Origin of the sequence: Sodalis ligni, assembly GCF_016865525.2 — a bacterium.
Classification (GTDB): domain Bacteria; phylum Pseudomonadota; class Gammaproteobacteria; order Enterobacterales; family Enterobacteriaceae; genus Acerihabitans; species Acerihabitans ligni.
Genome location: NZ_CP075169.1, coordinates 2,053,396 through 2,069,187 on the forward strand (window position 1 = coordinate 2,053,396; position 15,792 = coordinate 2,069,187).

Annotated in this window: 12 protein-coding genes and 3 pseudogenes; 1 reads left to right on the forward strand and 14 read right to left on the reverse strand. The window is 56.3% G+C overall.

Annotation, left to right across the window (positions count from 1 at the left end; translation table 11 throughout):
* Positions 1-31: 31 nt before the first annotated feature.
* Together GTU79_RS31105 and opgB are read right to left on the reverse strand one after the other, a co-directional pair.
* Positions 32-343, reverse strand: a complete 312-nt coding sequence (locus tag GTU79_RS31105; protein ID WP_338091468.1) for a hypothetical protein — start codon at positions 341-343, stop codon at positions 32-34.
* Between the two features lie 213 nt (positions 344-556).
* Complete coding sequence (gene opgB / locus GTU79_RS09670) at positions 557-1,918, reverse strand: phosphatidylglycerol--membrane-oligosaccharide glycerophosphotransferase (RefSeq protein WP_338091469.1); 1,362 nt, start codon at positions 1,916-1,918, stop codon at positions 557-559.
* A gap of 821 nt (positions 1,919-2,739) precedes the next feature.
* On the opposite strand from opgB, the pseudogene GTU79_RS09675 reads away from it, so the two are divergent.
* A pseudogene (locus GTU79_RS09675) lies at positions 2,740-3,005 on the forward strand (helix-turn-helix transcriptional regulator).
* Positions 3,006-3,353: 348 nt separating this feature from the next.
* On the opposite strand, the pseudogene GTU79_RS09680 reads toward GTU79_RS09675, so the two are convergent.
* The 12 genes and pseudogenes from GTU79_RS09680 to phnL form a co-directional block, all read right to left on the reverse strand.
* Positions 3,354-4,687 (reverse strand): annotated as a pseudogene (locus GTU79_RS09680) (MFS transporter).
* A 375-nt stretch (positions 4,688-5,062) separates the two neighbouring features.
* Positions 5,063-5,641 carry a beta/alpha barrel domain-containing protein gene (locus GTU79_RS09685; protein WP_203522081.1) on the reverse strand — a complete coding sequence of 193 codons (579 nt, stop codon included), beginning with the start codon at positions 5,639-5,641 and terminating at the stop codon, positions 5,063-5,065.
* Positions 5,638-7,140, reverse strand: coding sequence for a sugar ABC transporter ATP-binding protein (locus GTU79_RS09690; RefSeq protein WP_203522080.1), 1,503 nt, complete (start codon positions 7,138-7,140; stop codon positions 5,638-5,640). Before GTU79_RS09690 ends, GTU79_RS09685 begins: the two co-directional genes overlap by 4 nt.
* A 25-nt stretch (positions 7,141-7,165) precedes the next feature.
* A complete protein-coding gene (locus tag GTU79_RS09695; RefSeq protein WP_203522079.1) occupies positions 7,166-8,149 on the reverse strand; it encodes a substrate-binding domain-containing protein in 984 nt (327 codons plus the stop codon).
* Positions 8,136-9,265, reverse strand: a pseudogene (locus tag GTU79_RS31335) (ABC transporter permease). Before GTU79_RS31335 ends, GTU79_RS09695 begins: the two are co-directional and overlap by 14 nt.
* On the reverse strand, positions 9,192-10,649 hold the full coding sequence (xylB, locus tag GTU79_RS09705; RefSeq protein ID WP_203522077.1) for a xylulokinase: 1,458 nt from the start codon (positions 10,647-10,649) through the stop codon (positions 9,192-9,194). Before xylB ends, GTU79_RS31335 begins: the two are co-directional and overlap by 74 nt.
* 4 nt (positions 10,650-10,653) lie before the next feature.
* The gene (locus tag GTU79_RS09710; protein WP_203522076.1) at positions 10,654-11,295 is read right to left on the reverse strand and encodes an SIS domain-containing protein; all 642 of its coding nucleotides are present in this window, start codon (positions 11,293-11,295) and stop codon (positions 10,654-10,656) included.
* Positions 11,296-11,653: 358 nt separating this feature from the next.
* Positions 11,654-12,610, reverse strand: a complete 957-nt coding sequence (locus GTU79_RS09715; RefSeq protein ID WP_203522075.1) for a sugar-binding transcriptional regulator — start codon at positions 12,608-12,610, stop codon at positions 11,654-11,656.
* A gap of 165 nt (positions 12,611-12,775) precedes the next feature.
* The gene (locus GTU79_RS09720) at positions 12,776-13,378 is read right to left on the reverse strand and encodes a DapH/DapD/GlmU-related protein (protein WP_203522074.1); all 603 of its coding nucleotides are present in this window, start codon (positions 13,376-13,378) and stop codon (positions 12,776-12,778) included.
* Entirely contained in the window at positions 13,375-13,929 is a 555-nt protein-coding gene (phnN, locus tag GTU79_RS09725; RefSeq protein ID WP_203522073.1) for a ribose 1,5-bisphosphokinase, read from the reverse strand. Before phnN ends, GTU79_RS09720 begins: the two co-directional genes overlap by 4 nt.
* Positions 13,929-15,065, reverse strand: coding sequence for an alpha-D-ribose 1-methylphosphonate 5-triphosphate diphosphatase (gene phnM / locus GTU79_RS09730; protein ID WP_203522072.1), 1,137 nt, complete (start codon positions 15,063-15,065; stop codon positions 13,929-13,931). Before phnM ends, phnN begins: the two co-directional genes overlap by 1 nt.
* Positions 15,062-15,784 (reverse strand): phosphonate C-P lyase system protein PhnL, encoded by a 723-nt coding sequence (gene phnL, locus GTU79_RS09735; protein WP_203522071.1) that lies wholly within the window; start codon positions 15,782-15,784, stop codon positions 15,062-15,064. Before phnL ends, phnM begins: the two co-directional genes overlap by 4 nt.
* Positions 15,785-15,792: the final 8 nt, after the last annotated feature.

Here is a 15,792-nt window from a genome sequence, read left to right on the forward strand (position 1 = left end):
AAAGCGATCGCGTGTTAAAGGGAAACCGCCGTCACTGCGGCATGGAGTTGGCGGCATCCTCGGCAAGTTTGTTGACGGTATTCTGATAAATGGAATCAGGATCGTCCCCCTCCCGTGGCTGATTGAATTTCACCTTGCCGCGATAAACATCGCTATCGATTTTCACAATCTTGGGATGAGTATTAAGCGTACCTGTCGCCACGCAGGTATTATTCACCTGATTCAGCTGATCGTCCCAGACATTGGCCATTTTGGTACAATCATCCACCCAGACAAATTTTTCATTGGCATCCAGCTTAGCCAATTGCTGATTCAGCGGAACCGACAAATACACATCAAACATAGGTTCCACCCGGTTCTTTCCACTTTCAAAATTAACGGCGTCTTGAAACTCACGCCATTGAACTTAATGGTTTTGGACGCAACGTCGATTTTATACTTAGTGATTTTGCGCGGGAAATCCCACTGCCGGATAATGGCCGGTATCCAGCCGGTTATTTTTGATTGATATTCATAAAATAGGTTGCCAAAGAGACGTTCGAAAGGCTGCTGCGGCCTAAACCGATGAAATTATCACCCCCAGCACATCCAGCACCGTGGCGCCGTTATCCAGCGTGCTTCTCTTTACATTTATTTCCTGCTTTTTATCCGTATCGCCGCGAATGATAAAAAACAAATCCTTCCGATCATTTTTGGTTAATATGTCATAGGCAGTATTGTTCATGGCCAGATGATCGGAAGAAACCACAATCACTGTATTACTGAAATAGGGTGATTGTTTTATTTTATCAATCAGGTCCGCGATATGTTGCTGGCTGCAGGCAACGGCGCTCAGGGAGCTGTTTTCCACATGATTAAATTCGTAGGTTTTTTTAGTACAGGTTCTGGAAATATAACCATCCGGATGATGGGTATCCACCGTTAAAGCAAACAAAGCGAATCGTTTATTCTCTTTGGACAGCTCGACATATTTATTATAAACGATATCCAATAGGGTATCGTCATACCAGCCCCATTCATTTTTGTAATTCGGGTCCTCCACCTGATCCTGCAACTCCTGGAGCCCGTATAAATGATCGATACCGTGAGACTTCAAAAACAGGCCTTTACCACCGAAGGCCAAATCGGCGCCCTGGTAAAAATAGGTGTCATAGCCTGAAGAGTGAAGAACGTCGCCCAGGCAAACCGCATGGGGATAGAAGGTAGACAGGGAACTGGATGCATTGCCGTCAAAGGGGGCGAATAAAGGGATACCGCACTGGGACGCCACAATGCCGGCAATGGTATAGCCCGTGCCGGGTAACTGGATAGTATTTTCAAAAGAAGTGGAATCGACTTTATCCGAATTGAGCTCGGAGGTTAAACCGGGAAATACATCTTGATCAAAATAGGTCTTTTCCAGGCTTTCGGCATAGATATAAATTAAATTGGGCTTTTTGCCCGACATGGTTTTTTTGGGTGTTTTATAATAGCTATAAAAATCGGATTTATCCTGACCGAATTCAGACTTCATCAAGCCGGCAATTTCCCCGAACGCCGGAGTGACCACCACCGAGGCGCCGGCGAAAATCAAAGCCAGAATACTGTATAAGACATTAGTATTTTTGCCGCTGGTCCTGAGCAAAACCCATGACATCAAGCCGAACACCGCCAGGGAAACCAGTAAAAAACCCGCAAAGGGTAAGATGTATTTCCCCACGCCGGCGCCGGTGAGATTGCTGGTAATGGTATACAAGACTGAATCGTTGATACCGTCGCCGGTAAAATAATTACTGGCTACTCGAATTAAATTAAGAACAATATAAAGCCCTAGTATAAATAATACTAATATAAACCATAGCTTATTTCGATCGGCCCGCAGCGAGTATATTATGATGGATGTCACAAATAACACAGCTGAAAGTATTTCTGCAGACATCTAGATGCCTCCGCAACTGGTTACGGTAAAACCTTGTCCCGACAAACAGTAACGATTCAATGCGGTCATCCGTCCCGTTTCTTCTAATAATAGCTATATATACCAATCAATGTTTGGCGGAGCCAGAGATTTTTAGCCGACAGCCGCCGCAAAGGCGGGGCAGGCTTGTTTCCGCCGGCACCGTTATAGTGCGTCGGCGTGGGGTATTTATGATGGTATTGATTCTAATTCAATGGGTTAACCAGGGGGGGGATCGTTCTGAAACGCACCTCCACCGACGGTCGGCAATATCAGGGGACGCAAAATTTTACACACTTTTTGCTGCAACTATATGACGGTGGATTTTTGCATGCGCTTACTGCCCGCCGTCCGCCACCAGTCGGGTAAAACGGATTTGATGGCTGACGATTATCATGCTCAGCCCGAACGCCTGCGCCAGGCTGCGGATGATTTTCAGCGCTTTATCCACCCGATTGGCATCCTGCGCGGGGAGGGTGCGAGTGGACGGTTTGTGATTTAAATCAGAAGAACAGGAAAAAAATCAGGTGTGCCGGCCATGAAAAAAACCAAACAGTCATGAGCGGTATGCAGCATAAAATAGTAAAAGCGATTGTCTCTGCGTTTTTTATTTTTATTTAGAATAGCTGTTATAAAACAAAGCTCTGTAGGACGCTGTTTTTTTAATCACCAAACGGGCCGGCAATGACCGGCCCTAACCCTGATGTCTTCACTTTAGCTATTATGTGTTCAGCTATACTAAACACAAGTGATGTTAAAGGATGCTAAACAGATAAGCAAGTAAACAATATTAATATATCGAAATGATCCCAAAACGCCTGAAAGATGCCCGTAAAGGGCGAGACTGACGCAAGAAAAATTGGCCGTTATGGCGGGAATAGATGAATCCACGGCCCGATCCCGCATCAGCCAGTATGAAAATGGTATTTACCGGCCCAATTTTGAGACATGCTGCGCTTTCGCCCGGGTACTCGAAGTACCGGAATGCTACTTTTACACTGTAGACGATACCTTTGCGTCCGCGTTGCTAACCCTATACAGCGTGAAATTTCTGGAAAAGAAGAGTTAAGCGCCCCGCGACAGGCCTGGCCTACGGCCCCTCAAAACAAAGGCCAGCCTAGGCTGGCCTCAGACTGCTGACAAATGCACTCGAAGTCAATAAGGCGGGGCAGGTTGCCAGAAGAGTAAACCGTCCGCGCCATGGACCAATACGCCGGGAGCGTATTGGAACAACGCTGTCAGGCGTTGGCCCGTAGGGTGACCCTCAGGGATGAGGGTCATAATCGCGCGGATCGAGCCTACAGGGATGTATTCACGGCGTGTTTACGATCTGGTAGCCTGCCCCGACCGAACACTTTGTCAACAAGCTCAGGCCAGCCTAGGCTGGCCTGGTGTGTTGCCGGGCGGCAACCACAGCTTATTCGGGGACTTTCTTCAGTTCAAGCCGCTGGATTTTACCCACCACCAGCAGATAACAGAGCATGGACATCAGCGCCGAACAGCCGACGAAGATCAGCGCGGCGTTAAACGAATGCAGGCCCTTGACCAGATAGCCGATCAGCAGCGGCGTCACGATGGATGCCACATTGCCGAACATATTAAAAATCGCGCCGCACAGTCCGATGACCTCTTTGGGCGCGGTATCGGCGATAACCGGCCAACCCAGCGCGCCGAAACCTTTGCCGAAGAAGGCCAAGGCCATCAGCGCCACCACCAAAACGGTGTTATTGGTGTAGTTGCACAAAATCATGCTTGACGCCAACAGCATGCCGAAAACAATCGGTGCCTTGCGGGCAAAGGTCAAGGAACAGCCGCGTTTGAGCAGCAGATCGGAAACCATGCCGCCGGAAATGCCGCCCAAAAGCCGCATATCGCCGGAATAGAGGCAATGATACCCACTTTCATAATGGTCATGCCTTTTTCCTGCACCAGATAAATCGGGAACCAGGTCAGGAAAAACCAGGTAATGGTATTTAAAAAATACTGGCCGAAAAATATACCCAGCATCATTCGACTGCTTAATAGCTGTTTGACATAATTCCATTTGGGGCCTTGGCGGGCGCTTTTTTTCTGATCCATATTCACTACGCCGCCGCCCTGTTCAATATAATCGAGTTCTTCACGGGAAGCGTAGGGGGATTCAAACGGGTTATGAACGAATTTGGTCCATATAATGGTTAATACAAATCCGATGACGCCCATAATGACAAAGACGTGTTGCCAGCTCCAGGCATAAACCAGCCAGCCAAGAAACGGCGAGAAAATGGCCAGTGAGAAATATTGCGCCGCATTGAATATGGATGAGGCGGTGGCGCGCTCTTTGGCGGGGGACCAGGCGGGGACTATTCGCGCATTGGCTGGGAAAGCCGGCGCTTCGGCAAAACCAAGCATAAACTGCAGCATAAACAGTGATAACACGGCGGCGGAAATGGATAATCCGCCGACAAATCCCTGCAACAGGGTAAACAGCGACCAGAAAAACAGACTAAAGCTGTACACTTTTATGGAACCGAACTTGTCCAGCAGCCAGCCGCCCGGTATTTGCATTACCAGGTAGGCAATACCGAAGGCGGAAAATATCTGGCCCAAATCCACTACGTCTAACCCCAGCTCTTTCGAGACCTGCGTACCGGCAATGGACAGGGTAACCCGATCGGCATAATTTACCGCTGTAATAATGAAAATAATGAGCAAAACATAAAAACGGACGTGAGTTCGTTTTTTAGTTAATAAACTCGTTTCAACCGCCATGATATTTCTCCACGTGAATTTTGCTTTTGCGTGCGGCATGTGCTGCGGAGCTGTTAAAAAGCCCGTTAGACATAAATATAATTGTGAAAAGGAAAGCATTAATTAAGGCGGGCATTTTCACAATGAAATTCCCTGCAGCGAAAATAACGTCTCATCAACCGCTCCGCTCTTTTGCCGAGAATGGCAGTATAAAAGCGGGGTGGCTAAGTCATTATGCAAATGACCAATCTTATGGCGGTTCAAGGGTCTTTTGTGATATCAGGTTGAATGTGCTTAAGGTCACATTACGACAACATGGCGTGGAAGAATATTCAAAATATGACAATAATCACAATGGGTTGGGCGGATGCCAGACTTTTGCGGTTATATGCCCAACTATTGCGTGCCGAAAAGGGCGGTTCCCATCACCACGAGGTCCCCCGGCAGATTCCTGAGCAGCCCGGCGTGGTGTCTTTGCATTTTACCGTCGTGCACTACCGGCAATCCCGCCGGCAGTCGGCGGGCCTTCGCCAGCATTTCCGGCATAAAATCACCGCCCCCCGGCGGGGCGCTTAATATCAGCGCGCCGTCCGCTTCGTCCAGTAAATGTCGCACCGACGAAACGCTGACATGCGGACTGAGGGCCAGATAGGCGCGGGATTTATAGTCTCTGATGGCGCGCAGCAGCGCCAGCGGATTTTCGCAGGTTTCGGGATGAAAGGCTATCCAGCGCGCGCCCATCTCGGCAAAGCGCAGCGCCCAGGATTGCGGATGCCGGATCATCAAATGGACGTCGATGGGCAAATCAACGCTATCCCGCAATTGGCGGAACAGGGTCTGGTTAAGGCCGTGGAACGGCACGAAAAGCCCGTCCATCACATCAAAATGCAGGGATTCGAGATGCGGCAATAGCGGCAGCAGCTGCGCCATAATACAGCGCTGATCGGCGGCATAGACGCTGGCGGAAATATTCACGCCGCCGCCGTTTCGCTGTCCCAGGCCGCTTTGCGCAACATTGCCGCCGTGATTTCACCGGCGGGAAGGATAACCCCGTCGCACCGCCCGTGCCGGAAAACGGTAATCACATCCGCCACTTCCAGCAGCTCTTCTTCTTCGCTGGAGACCATGATCACGCAGCAGCCGGCATCCGCCAGTTGCCGGATGATCCGATAAATATCCGCCTTGGCGCCGATATCCACTCCCTTGGTGGGCTCATCCAGCAAAATAAGCGTGGCCTGCTGGCCTATTACCCGGGCGAACAATACTTTCTGTTGGTTGCCGCCGGATAAGGATTGGATCGGCCCGTCCAGCGAACCGAGGGTATTCATGCTGTGCAAGATAGTCCGCGCGTTCCGGTCCGCACTGCGGTGGTTTACCATGCCGCCCTGCCGGAAACGGCGCAATATCGGCAGCACGGCATTGGTCAGGCTCGACATTTTCGGGATGAAGCCGTCTTTTTTACGTTCTTCGGTAAGATAGGCGATGCCTCGTTTGATGGCCAACGCCGGGTTGGCGGGATGATAGGGACAGCCGTTCAGTACGATCTGGCCGCCGGTCATGCTCTCCAATCCGTAGAGAGTACGGCAAAAACGTGTCCGGCCGGCGCCGGCCAGACCGTAGACGCCCAATATTTCGCCGCGCCGGGCGCTCAGGCGAATATTTTTCAAGCGCGGGGTGGAGAGCTGATTGACGCTCAGGAACGGCGTCTTGTCTCCGTCGATCCCGCGGTGGCGCTGTTCCGTCCGCCGGTAGGCGGCGGCGTCCCCCACGATGGCATCGACAATGGCCTGTTTGCCGAGACTCTGTTTGTCGGCATGGTAAATCACCCGGCCGGCGCACATGACGGTGGCTTCGTCGCACACCCCCAGTACTTCGTCCAGCTTATGGGATACCAGCACCACGCCGATGTTTTTTTCCACAGCGATATGCCGAACCGCCTTCAGCAATTCTTCGGCCTGACCGCCCTCCAAGGCGGTGGTGGGTTCATCCAGGAATAAAAAACGCGCGTCGCGATCGAGATTGGCAATCACCTCCAGCATCTGTTTATCGGGGTGCGACAGATTTTTCACCAGGTCGCCGGCGTTGAAATGCAGCCCGTATTCAGCGATAACCCGCTGGGTATGGTGCAGCATCGCCGTCTTGTCGAGAAAACCGCGCCGCCGTATTTCCCGGCCGAGGAACAGATTCTGCCAGACATACATATCGGGTATCAGCCGCAGCTCCTGGTAAACGCAGGCGATGCCCTCCTTGAGAGCATCCCTTGGCGAAGCGAGGCGGATGACGCGATCTCCCAGCAGAAGCCGGCCCTCTTCGTGGCTGTTCACGCCGGCCAGAATTTTCAGCAGGGTGGTTTTACCGGCGCCGTTATGACCGAACAGGCCGTGGATTTTTCCGGGTTCGACGCAAAAATCCACTCCGTGCAGGACCTGCACGCCTGAAAACGCGATTTTGATGCCGCGGGCAGCATAATTCATCGTATCTCGCCTCCGCCTTTATGCCTTAATATGCCGCGTCGATGACTTTGGGGGCATTGTCTTTATTCACCAGCAGCGGCGGACTGTTCAGCAGCGGCGGCAGGGTTTCCCCGGCAAAATGTTTTTTCACGCTGTCCACCAGCAGGGAGGCCAGCTTCACCGGTTCCTGGATCGCGCCGGCTTTAAGAATGCTGTTGTCCTCAATGCGTTTGACGCCTTCTTTATCCACAAAGCTGTAAAGCTGCACGTTGCCTTTCTTGCCCAACTGTTCAATGGCCGCCGCGGCGCCCAGCGCCGAAGGTTCGGTATCGGAAAATACCACCGTCATTTCCGGGTTGCCCTGCAGCATTTCCGTGGTGACCTTGAGGGAGGTGGTCTCTTCCACCTTGCCGTTCACCAGCGCCACCACTTTCAGGTTGGGATTGGACGCGATGGCCTGTTTGAATCCGTCGTCGCGGGCGTTGGCGGAGATGGAGGTCGGTTCGCCGACGATACCGATGACCGCTTTGCCATCGGGGCCCAGGTCTTTCACCAACTGCTCGCCGATATAATGGCCGCCTTCCGCCTGATCGGTTTGCACGCCCTGCACGACGCTGACGCCCTGCTGCTTCATACCGTCGATATCGGGCAGCAGATTAATGGTAAAGGCCGGAATCTTGGCGCGGTTTAACTCACCGATGACCGCTACGCAGGGGCCTGAGGAGACACAGTTCACCGCCACGGCGTCAACTTTCTGCTGCACGAGACTCTGCACCTGGGAGAGCTGTTTGGCGTCATCATTGTCGGCGATGGACACTTTCACATTAAAACCCTGCGCTGCGCCGTTATCTTCGAAGCTTTTTTTCATCGCCACATAGTAGGGATTGGTTAAGTTGGGCAGCGTTACGCCGAGGGTTTTTTTCGCCGGCGCGCCGGCGATTTGACTGCTGTCTTCGCGATTGCATCCCGCCAATGCGGCGGTGAGCATCACCATCGTGGTGGCGACAATGAACGTATTACGGATTTGCATGGCCTTCTCCTGGCTGTTGGGTACGTTGATTTTGATTTTTTGTTATGGACTTGCTGATGGGTTTGCGGCGTTTAAGCCAGGGAAGGGTGATCTTCCTGGCGGTTCTCATGGTGTCGAAGGTGACGCCGAACAGAATGATCAGGCCGATGACCAGAGGTTGCCAGTAGGCGCTGACATTCATGACATTCATCAGGTTGGAGATCGCCGCGATAAGCATCGCGCCTATCATGGCGCCGATAATGCTGCCGGTGCCGCCAAACAGGCTGACGCCGCCCACCACCGCGCCGGCGATGGAAAAGAAGAGTTCGTCGCCCCGGCCAGCGGTGGGGTAGCCGGTCATCAGCCGGGAACCGTAAATCAGTCCGCCGCAGGCGGCGCACAGCCCGGAAATGGCATAGACCAGTAGCGTGATGCGCGGGATGCTGATCCCCGCCAGGCGCGCCGCGTCGGCATTGCCCCCACCGCGTAGATATGGGTGCCGGTGACGCTGCGCTTAAGGAAAACGACCGCCATAATCACCGCAATCAACAGCGCCAGTACCGGAAAAGGGACGCCCAGGGGCTTGGACTGGCCGATAAGGCTGTAGCCGATTTGGGTCACCCGGATGGACTCGGCCCCAGTGATGATCTGCGGTATTGAGGCCGCCACCCCCATCATGGCGAAAGTGACGATAAAGGGCGGCACGCCGGTGCGCTCGATGATTAAACCGTTCACCAGCCCGGTCAGGGCGCCGGCCCCGAGGACAATGGGCACCGCTAGTTGCCAGGGCAGACCGAAGTTTTCCATCAGCAGCGCCGCCAGCACGCAGGTCATGGCGACGATGGAGCCGCATGAGAGATCGATGCCGCCGGTGAGCAGCACAAAAGATTGGCCTAGACAGAGAAAACCGATTACCGCGCCGTTAAGCAGCAATACCATCAGGTTCGATACGGTAAGAAAATTGGGGGAGGCGATAAATCCCCCCAGCATAACCAATAGGAACACCGCGGCAATACCCGCTTCCGGAGGAATGCGGATCGGCTGCTTTTGCACCGTCGCTTTATCAGATTGACGCATGGTGACTCTCCAGGAATGAGTGAGCGCTGCGGACATAATTTTCCAGCACCGGGCCGGCATCCGCCCGCGGTTGCGCCGCCGGCTGCAGGGGGACGCTCCAGCGGCCGGCCATGTCGGCGTTGCTGCAGCCTGCGGCCACCGCCGCCGCCTGGACCGCCGCGCCGGCGGCGGCGGTTTCCGCCACCGGGCTGACCCAGACCTCCTGCCCGGTAAGATCCGCCAATATTTGCCGGTATGCCCGTGAGCGCGCGGCGCCGCCGGTAAGCAATAACCGTCCGGACATGTTAAAACCGTAGCCAAGCAGCGTTTCGCGGCCCATCAATAAACCGCATAACACCCCCTCCACGGCGGCGCGCGCCAGGTGTTCCGCGGTGGTGGTGGTGCGCAGGCCATCCAGCCGGCCGTGGGCGTCGGGCAGATTCGGCGTCCGTTCGCCGTCCAGATAGGGCAGCATTACCAGCCCGCCGGCGCCCGGTTCACAGGACAGCGCCAGGGAGTCAAAGTCTTCGGGGGTGACGTTCAGCAGCCGGCGGAAGGTATCGGTGACCTTGGCGGCGTTAAGGGTGGTTATCATCGGCATATAGCGCCCGGCGGCATCGGCGTAGCCGTTCAGGGTGCCGGTGGGGTCGATGATTCCCTGCGGATTGATACCGTACAGGGTGCCGCTGGTGCCGATGGAAATAGCCACATCGCCGGGCTGCACATTCATGCCCAGGGCCGCCGACATATTGTCCCCGGTGCCAACCCCCACCAGGGCGCCGGTGAGTTCGGGCAAACCCGCCGCCGCCGTGACTTCCCCCGCCAGGCCGTGGGAAGGAATGATCTCCGGCCAGCGCGCCGGCCAATCGATATCAGGATTAATCAGTGCGGCCAGCCGCGGCTGCCAGCTGTTGTCAAAGGGGTTGAAATAGCCGGTGCCCGACGCACCGCCGCGTTCCGTCACGCTGTGGCCGCATAGCCGGTATACCAGGTAATCGAAGGGCAGCATAATGCGCCGGCTGCGGGCCAGCAGACCGGGATGATGCCGCTCGGTCCAGGCCAGTTTGGCGATAGTCATGGCCGGCCCGGGCACCGAACCGGTGGCACAGGCCCATTCAAGCGGCGTCAGCTGCTGTAATAACCACCGGGCCTGCGGGGCGGACTCGGTATCGTTCCATAACTTGGCCGGTCGCAGCGGACGGTCGTTTTCGTCCAGTATCACCAGTCCGTGCCCTTGTCCGCCGACGGACAGGGCGGCAATTCGCGGCCAGTATTCCCTCAGTTCCCCCAGCGCGAGGCATAAGGCCTGCCACCAGGCTTCCGGATCCTGCTCGCTGCAGGGAGGCGTGGTGGGAGGATGGGGCGCCCGGGCCTGGGCAATCACCTCCCCGTCGGCGAGGCGGCGCAGTAAAACAGTGCAGGACTGGGTGGACGAATCGATGCCGGCGGCGATATCGCGTATCATGCTGCTACCTCTGTCCGCTTTTTTGCAAACGCTTGAGGCTGTCCACCGCCTGTTGGCCTACCGCGCCGGCGGGGTGGGTGAAAAAAAAGGATTCCCACTCATAGCCGCGCAGGCGCCGGACAATCTCCACCAGGACATCCGTCAGCGCTGAAAACGCCAGCGTACAGCCGGTGGCGATTACCCCTCCCAAATCGCAGTCTTTCGCCAGCGGAATCGACAGCACCATGTCCGCCATTTGGCTCAGGGGCGAGGTGGGGTTTGCCGTGATGACCACCAGATGACTGGCCAGGGTCCGTCCGCGCCGACAAAAATCGTTCAATTCTTCCGAACTGCCGCCTTTGGAGAAGGCCAGAATAATATCCTCCGTCGTCAGCGCGCCCAAACCGCCGTGTAAACCGTCGCCGGGGGAGAGAAAGAACGCCGGCGTGCCGCTGACGGAGAGTAAATGCGCGGCCCGCCGCGCCACCGAACCGCTGGTACCGCTGCCGGTCACTAACACCTTGCCGTTGCAGGCAGCCAACAAAGCGGTGACGCGATCAAATACCGGCTGGTCAAAGAGGCTTTTAATGGCTGCCACCGCCTGGATGTCGGATTCGGTCACCTGCGCCGCCACGCCGGCGGCATCAAAAAAGTCTCGATTGCTCATATGTGCATTCACTCCGCTCGATTGATATATTAGATAAATTACGTTATTCAAATATGCCTGCAATTGCTGACTGTTATTTATCCGATATCAATCACATTTTTCGTCATTCGGGCGTTGCCGGACAGATAAAACAGTGAAACAGGTCTGATTTTTTTTGCCATTGCCTTTTTTGGCATCGCTCAAATGAGCGTGTTAAAAAAGAGCACACCGATGTCCGGTTTTCACCGGCGAAGCTATATAAAACGCCGCTTGCACCGCTAGGCCGGCAGGGAGGTCTTATTTACGCTGGGGGATAAAATTTATTGGGTGGAGTTGCTCAAGGGGGTAGGGGGAAATCATCCCCCGGCACGAAAACGCGCTATGACAAGGTCATCGGGTCCAGGGCCAACAGATAACGTGCCGTCCCGGCATCGGTGATAAGCGTGGTGACCCATTTTCCGATCAGGCTCGCCGCAATGGCGACGTATTTTTCCTGGCCGCCGGCAATGGCCACGACTTCCGGCACATTACGCACCTGTTCATCTCTCATGGACAGGCTGAGCCTATCCAGCGGCGAGGGTACTACCCGGCCGCGCTTGTCCACAATGGTAGTGCAGATATCGGCGCAGACGCCGGCGGCCAATACCTGCCGGCGCCAGTCGTCCGGGAAGGTGGTGAACATGCATGATGCCGGCGGATTCCAGGAGCCGATGCCGGTTATCAGTACATCCAGATGATTATAACGCTCATGCACCGCCGCCACGCTGGGTTCCCGCAGCAGGTTGCGCGCGGTTTCCTCGTTGTCCACCCACATGGGGATATAAATCGGGTGCGCCTTGCCGCCGCTGATAGTGGCGATGCGATGGATAAGTTCGATGGAGTTATGGGAGAATTCCATGCCGGGCTGCGCGCCGGCGGCCTGTACCACATCCAACACCGGCAAATGGGTCAGGGCGTCGGCCACCGCCGACAGGACTCGTCCGGAGGCTACGCCGACGCTCATGCCGGGCATGAGCAATTCCTCCACCGCCGCCGCGCCGAGAATACCCAGCTGCTGGGTAAGGGCGCTGGCGGGCAGATCCGGCCCGGCCAGCACCACCGCTTGATTGAGGCCGAATTTTTTGGTCAATTGCTGGGACAGGGCAATGTCTATCTCTTCCTGCTCGGCGATGACAAATTTCACCAGACCCCGCTCGATGGCGTTATCAAGGATGCGCGCCACGCGAAAGCGCGAGATGGCCATTTCATCGGCAATCTGGCTTTTGGTCTTTCGGTCGATAAAATAGGCGCGCGCAACGGTAATCGCCTGGATTTTCTGTAGGGGAAGAAGGGGCATCAAAAGATCTCCCGGCGCAAAGGACACAGGCCGACCCCGCGGAGGGCCGGCAGTTTATAATTATGTTGATGTTGTCCGTTGAACCGTCTTATTTGCTCATTTGAGCATAATCCTAGCTCTTTTTATCCCCTCTGTCAGCTAACTTTTGTCGGCCCCGGCGTTATATCAAAGGTAGCGGGCGATGAATTTTTCCATATCGCGAAAATCCGCCATCCGTTCCCGCAGGGTCTCGTGATCCCAATGCCACCATTGGCTGCGCTCGATACGTTCGATCAGGGCATCGGAGAACCGGCTGCCGATGTGTTTCGCCGCCACGCCGGCGACAATGGCGTACGGGGCGACATCCTTGGTCACCACCGCCGCGCTGCCCACCACCGCGCCGTTGCCGATGGTGACGCCCGGCATGATCACCGCGTTATGGCCTATCCAGACATCATGGCCGATGGTGACGTGCTGGGCGCGGCGCCAGTCAAAGATGGCCTCGTCGTCCGCTCCCAGGTCATAGTCCGAACCGCGGTAGGTAAAGTGGTGCTGGGCGATACGCTGGTAGGTGGGGTGGTTGCCGGGATTGATCCGGACATAGGTGGCGATGGAAACGAATTTGCCGATGGTGGCATAGTTGATCTGGTTATGGCCGGCGGTGTAGGAGTAATCCCCCATCTCCACCTCCTCCAGTATGGCGTCGTCCCCCAAATGAACGTACTGGCCCAACCGGGCCTGGTTCAACGTCACGTTATTGCCTATCTTGGGTTGCGCTTCGATATTCATAATGATTCCTGTGGCGGTTTTATCAGGGCCAAAAAAGCCGTCACGGTGTCGGCGATGGGACCGTTGTTATCAAGCCAGACGCAGCGGTCCGGCAAAGACTGCTGGTATTCAGCCGCCCGGGCCAGCCGGTCGGTAATCTCCTTGGGGGTTTCCCGTCCCCGCTGGCGCAGCCGCTGCCGCAGGTTGGCCGGCGAGACCCGCAGGCAGACCGGCAGCAGGCGCTCTTTGTAGCGTTGCTGCGCCTGGGCCAGATGGGCGCGGGAACCATTTACCACCACATGGCTGTCCCGCAGTAGCCATAGATCGATTTCGATGCCCAGGCCGTAATAGTAGCGGTGCGCCTGCCAGTGCAGCGCGAACAGCCCCGCGTCCCGGCGCTGCATGAACTCGCTTTCGCTCAGGGCAATGTGGTTCTCGCTGCCGTCGCCGGGGGGACGGGTAATGTAGCGATGGGAGACCAGCAGGGACGGCACCGGCTGGCCGCGCATCGCCGCCAGCAGGCTGTCTTTGCCGGATCCCGACGGGCCCATAAGATAAATAAGGCGGCTCATCAGTACACCTGCCGACCCTGACGCCAGACATTTTTCACATAGATATGGCCGTCGTGGCGATTGACCAAGACCAGATCCCCGCGCTTGCCTTCGGCGATCAGTCCGCGGTCGGTAAGCCCCAGGGCGCGCGCCGGATTTAACGTGACCATTTTCGCCGCCTGCGGCAGGGTGTAGATGTTGCTCTCGTCATGGGCAATGCGAAACACGGCATCCATCAGGCTGGCGGGGTAATAATCGGAGGAGAGGATATCCAGCATGCCGAGCGTCGCCAGGTAGTGGGCCGCCACATTGCCGGAATGGGATCCTCCCCGCACGATATTCGGCGCGCCCATCAGGACCTGCAGACCGTGGCGGCGAGAAGCCGCGGCGGCGGCTTCCGTGGTGGGAAATTCGGCAATGGCCGCGCCCAGGACGGCGGATTCCGCAACGTGTTCTTCGGTGGCGTCATCATGGCTGGCCAGGGCAATGTCGCGCCGGCGGCAGTGTGCGGCAATGGCCGTGCGGTTGGGCGCCGACCAGCGCTGCGCCAGGCCGATTTGCTCCTCTTCGAACGCAGCCATCTGACCCGGAGTGAAGTGATATTTGCCCTGGTAATATTCGCGGTACTTCTCCAGAGAGGCGAACTGGCGCTGACCCGGCGAATGGTCCATCAGCGAGACCATGGACACGCCGGGTTTATCCACCAATTGCTCGAACAGCGGCAGGGTGCTGTGATGGGGCAGCTCGCAGCGCAGATGCAGCCGGTGTTCGGCGCGGTTGCGCCCCGCCTGCTGGCTGTTGATAACCGCATCGATCATTTTTTGCAGGTTGCCCAGCCGGTGGCCGCCTTCGCGGACATCACCCACCGCCACCGCATCCAGCACCGTGGTGATGCCGTTGGCTATCATCAGCGCATCATGGCTGCTCATGGCGGAATGGGACGGCCAGTCCACCTTCGGCCGCGGATTGAAATATTTATCCAGGTTGTCGGTATGCAGCTCGATGAGACCGGGCAGCAGCCAGCCTCCTTCGCCGTCCAGGGCCTGCGGCAGCCGGCTGTGGCTCTCGCCGATGCGGCGGATAATACCGTCTTCCGTCTCGATGGCGCCCTCCACCACCTCGTTTTCCAACACCAGCTTAACGTTATTGATGATCATTTTGACATCTCCAACCCATGGGGAGGCTGCATGGCATATAAACGGTCGGCTACCCGCGCCCGCACCCCGTCGTCGTGAAAGATGCCGACGATGGCGGCGCCGCGCTGTTTGGCACGTTCAATCAGGCCCACCACCGCCGCGCTGTTGCGGTTGTCCAGGGAGGCGGTGGGTTCGTCCAGCAACAGCACCGGGTAGTCGACGATAAAACCGCGGGCGATATTGACCCGTTGCTGTTCCCCACCGGAAAAGGTCGACGGCGCCAGAGGCCAGAGCCGCCGCGGCACGTTGAGAAGGGCCAGCAGCCCCTCGGCCCGCTCGCGGCAGATGCTCTCATCGATACCCAGCTCCAGCAGGGGCTGCATGACTACCTGCAGGGCGCTGATACGCGGAATGACCCGTAAAAACTGGCTTACCCAGCCGAGGGTATGGCGGCGTACCGCCATAATCTGCCGGGCGTCGGCGGGTACCATATCCAGCCACTGGTCCTGATGCCGTAGCCAGATATGGCCGCTGTCGGGCAGATAGTTCGCGTACAGCGATCGCAGCAGGGTGGATTTACCGCTGCCGGAATGGCCGTTCAGCACCAGGCACTCCCCGGCGCTGACCGTCAGATTGGCATCCTCCAGCACCTGCAGGCGTACGCTGTCCTGGTTATGCAGCACAAAGGTTTTGCTCAGGTGTTCCACTTGTAATAGCGCGTTGTCTGGTAAATTTTGCATAAATTCTC

Coding starts and splice junctions, on each gene's coding strand:
- GTU79_RS31105 (WP_338091468.1), bottom strand. CDS start 343: ATGTTTGATGTGTATTTGTCGGTTCCGCTGAATCAGCAATTGGCTAAG.
- opgB (WP_338091469.1), bottom strand. CDS start 1,918: ATGTCTGCAGAAATACTTTCAGCTGTGTTATTTGTGACATCCATCATA.
- GTU79_RS09690 (WP_203522080.1), bottom strand. CDS start 7,140: ATGAATTATGCTGCCCGCGGCATCAAAATCGCGTTTTCAGGCGTGCAG.
- GTU79_RS09695 (WP_203522079.1), bottom strand. CDS start 8,149: ATGCAAATCCGTAATACGTTCATTGTCGCCACCACGATGGTGATGCTC.
- xylB (WP_203522077.1), bottom strand. CDS start 10,649: ATGATACGCGATATCGCCGCCGGCATCGATTCGTCCACCCAGTCCTGC.
- GTU79_RS09710 (WP_203522076.1), bottom strand. CDS start 11,295: ATGAGCAATCGAGACTTTTTTGATGCCGCCGGCGTGGCGGCGCAGGTG.
- GTU79_RS09715 (WP_203522075.1), bottom strand. CDS start 12,610: ATGCCCCTTCTTCCCCTACAGAAAATCCAGGCGATTACCGTTGCGCGC.
- GTU79_RS09720 (WP_203522074.1), bottom strand. CDS start 13,378: ATGAATATCGAAGCGCAACCCAAGATAGGCAATAACGTGACGTTGAAC.
- phnN (WP_203522073.1), bottom strand. CDS start 13,929: ATGAGCCGCCTTATTTATCTTATGGGCCCGTCGGGATCCGGCAAAGAC.
- phnM (WP_203522072.1), bottom strand. CDS start 15,065: ATGATCATCAATAACGTTAAGCTGGTGTTGGAAAACGAGGTGGTGGAG.
- phnL (WP_203522071.1), bottom strand. CDS start 15,784: ATGCAAAATTTACCAGACAACGCGCTATTACAAGTGGAACACCTGAGC.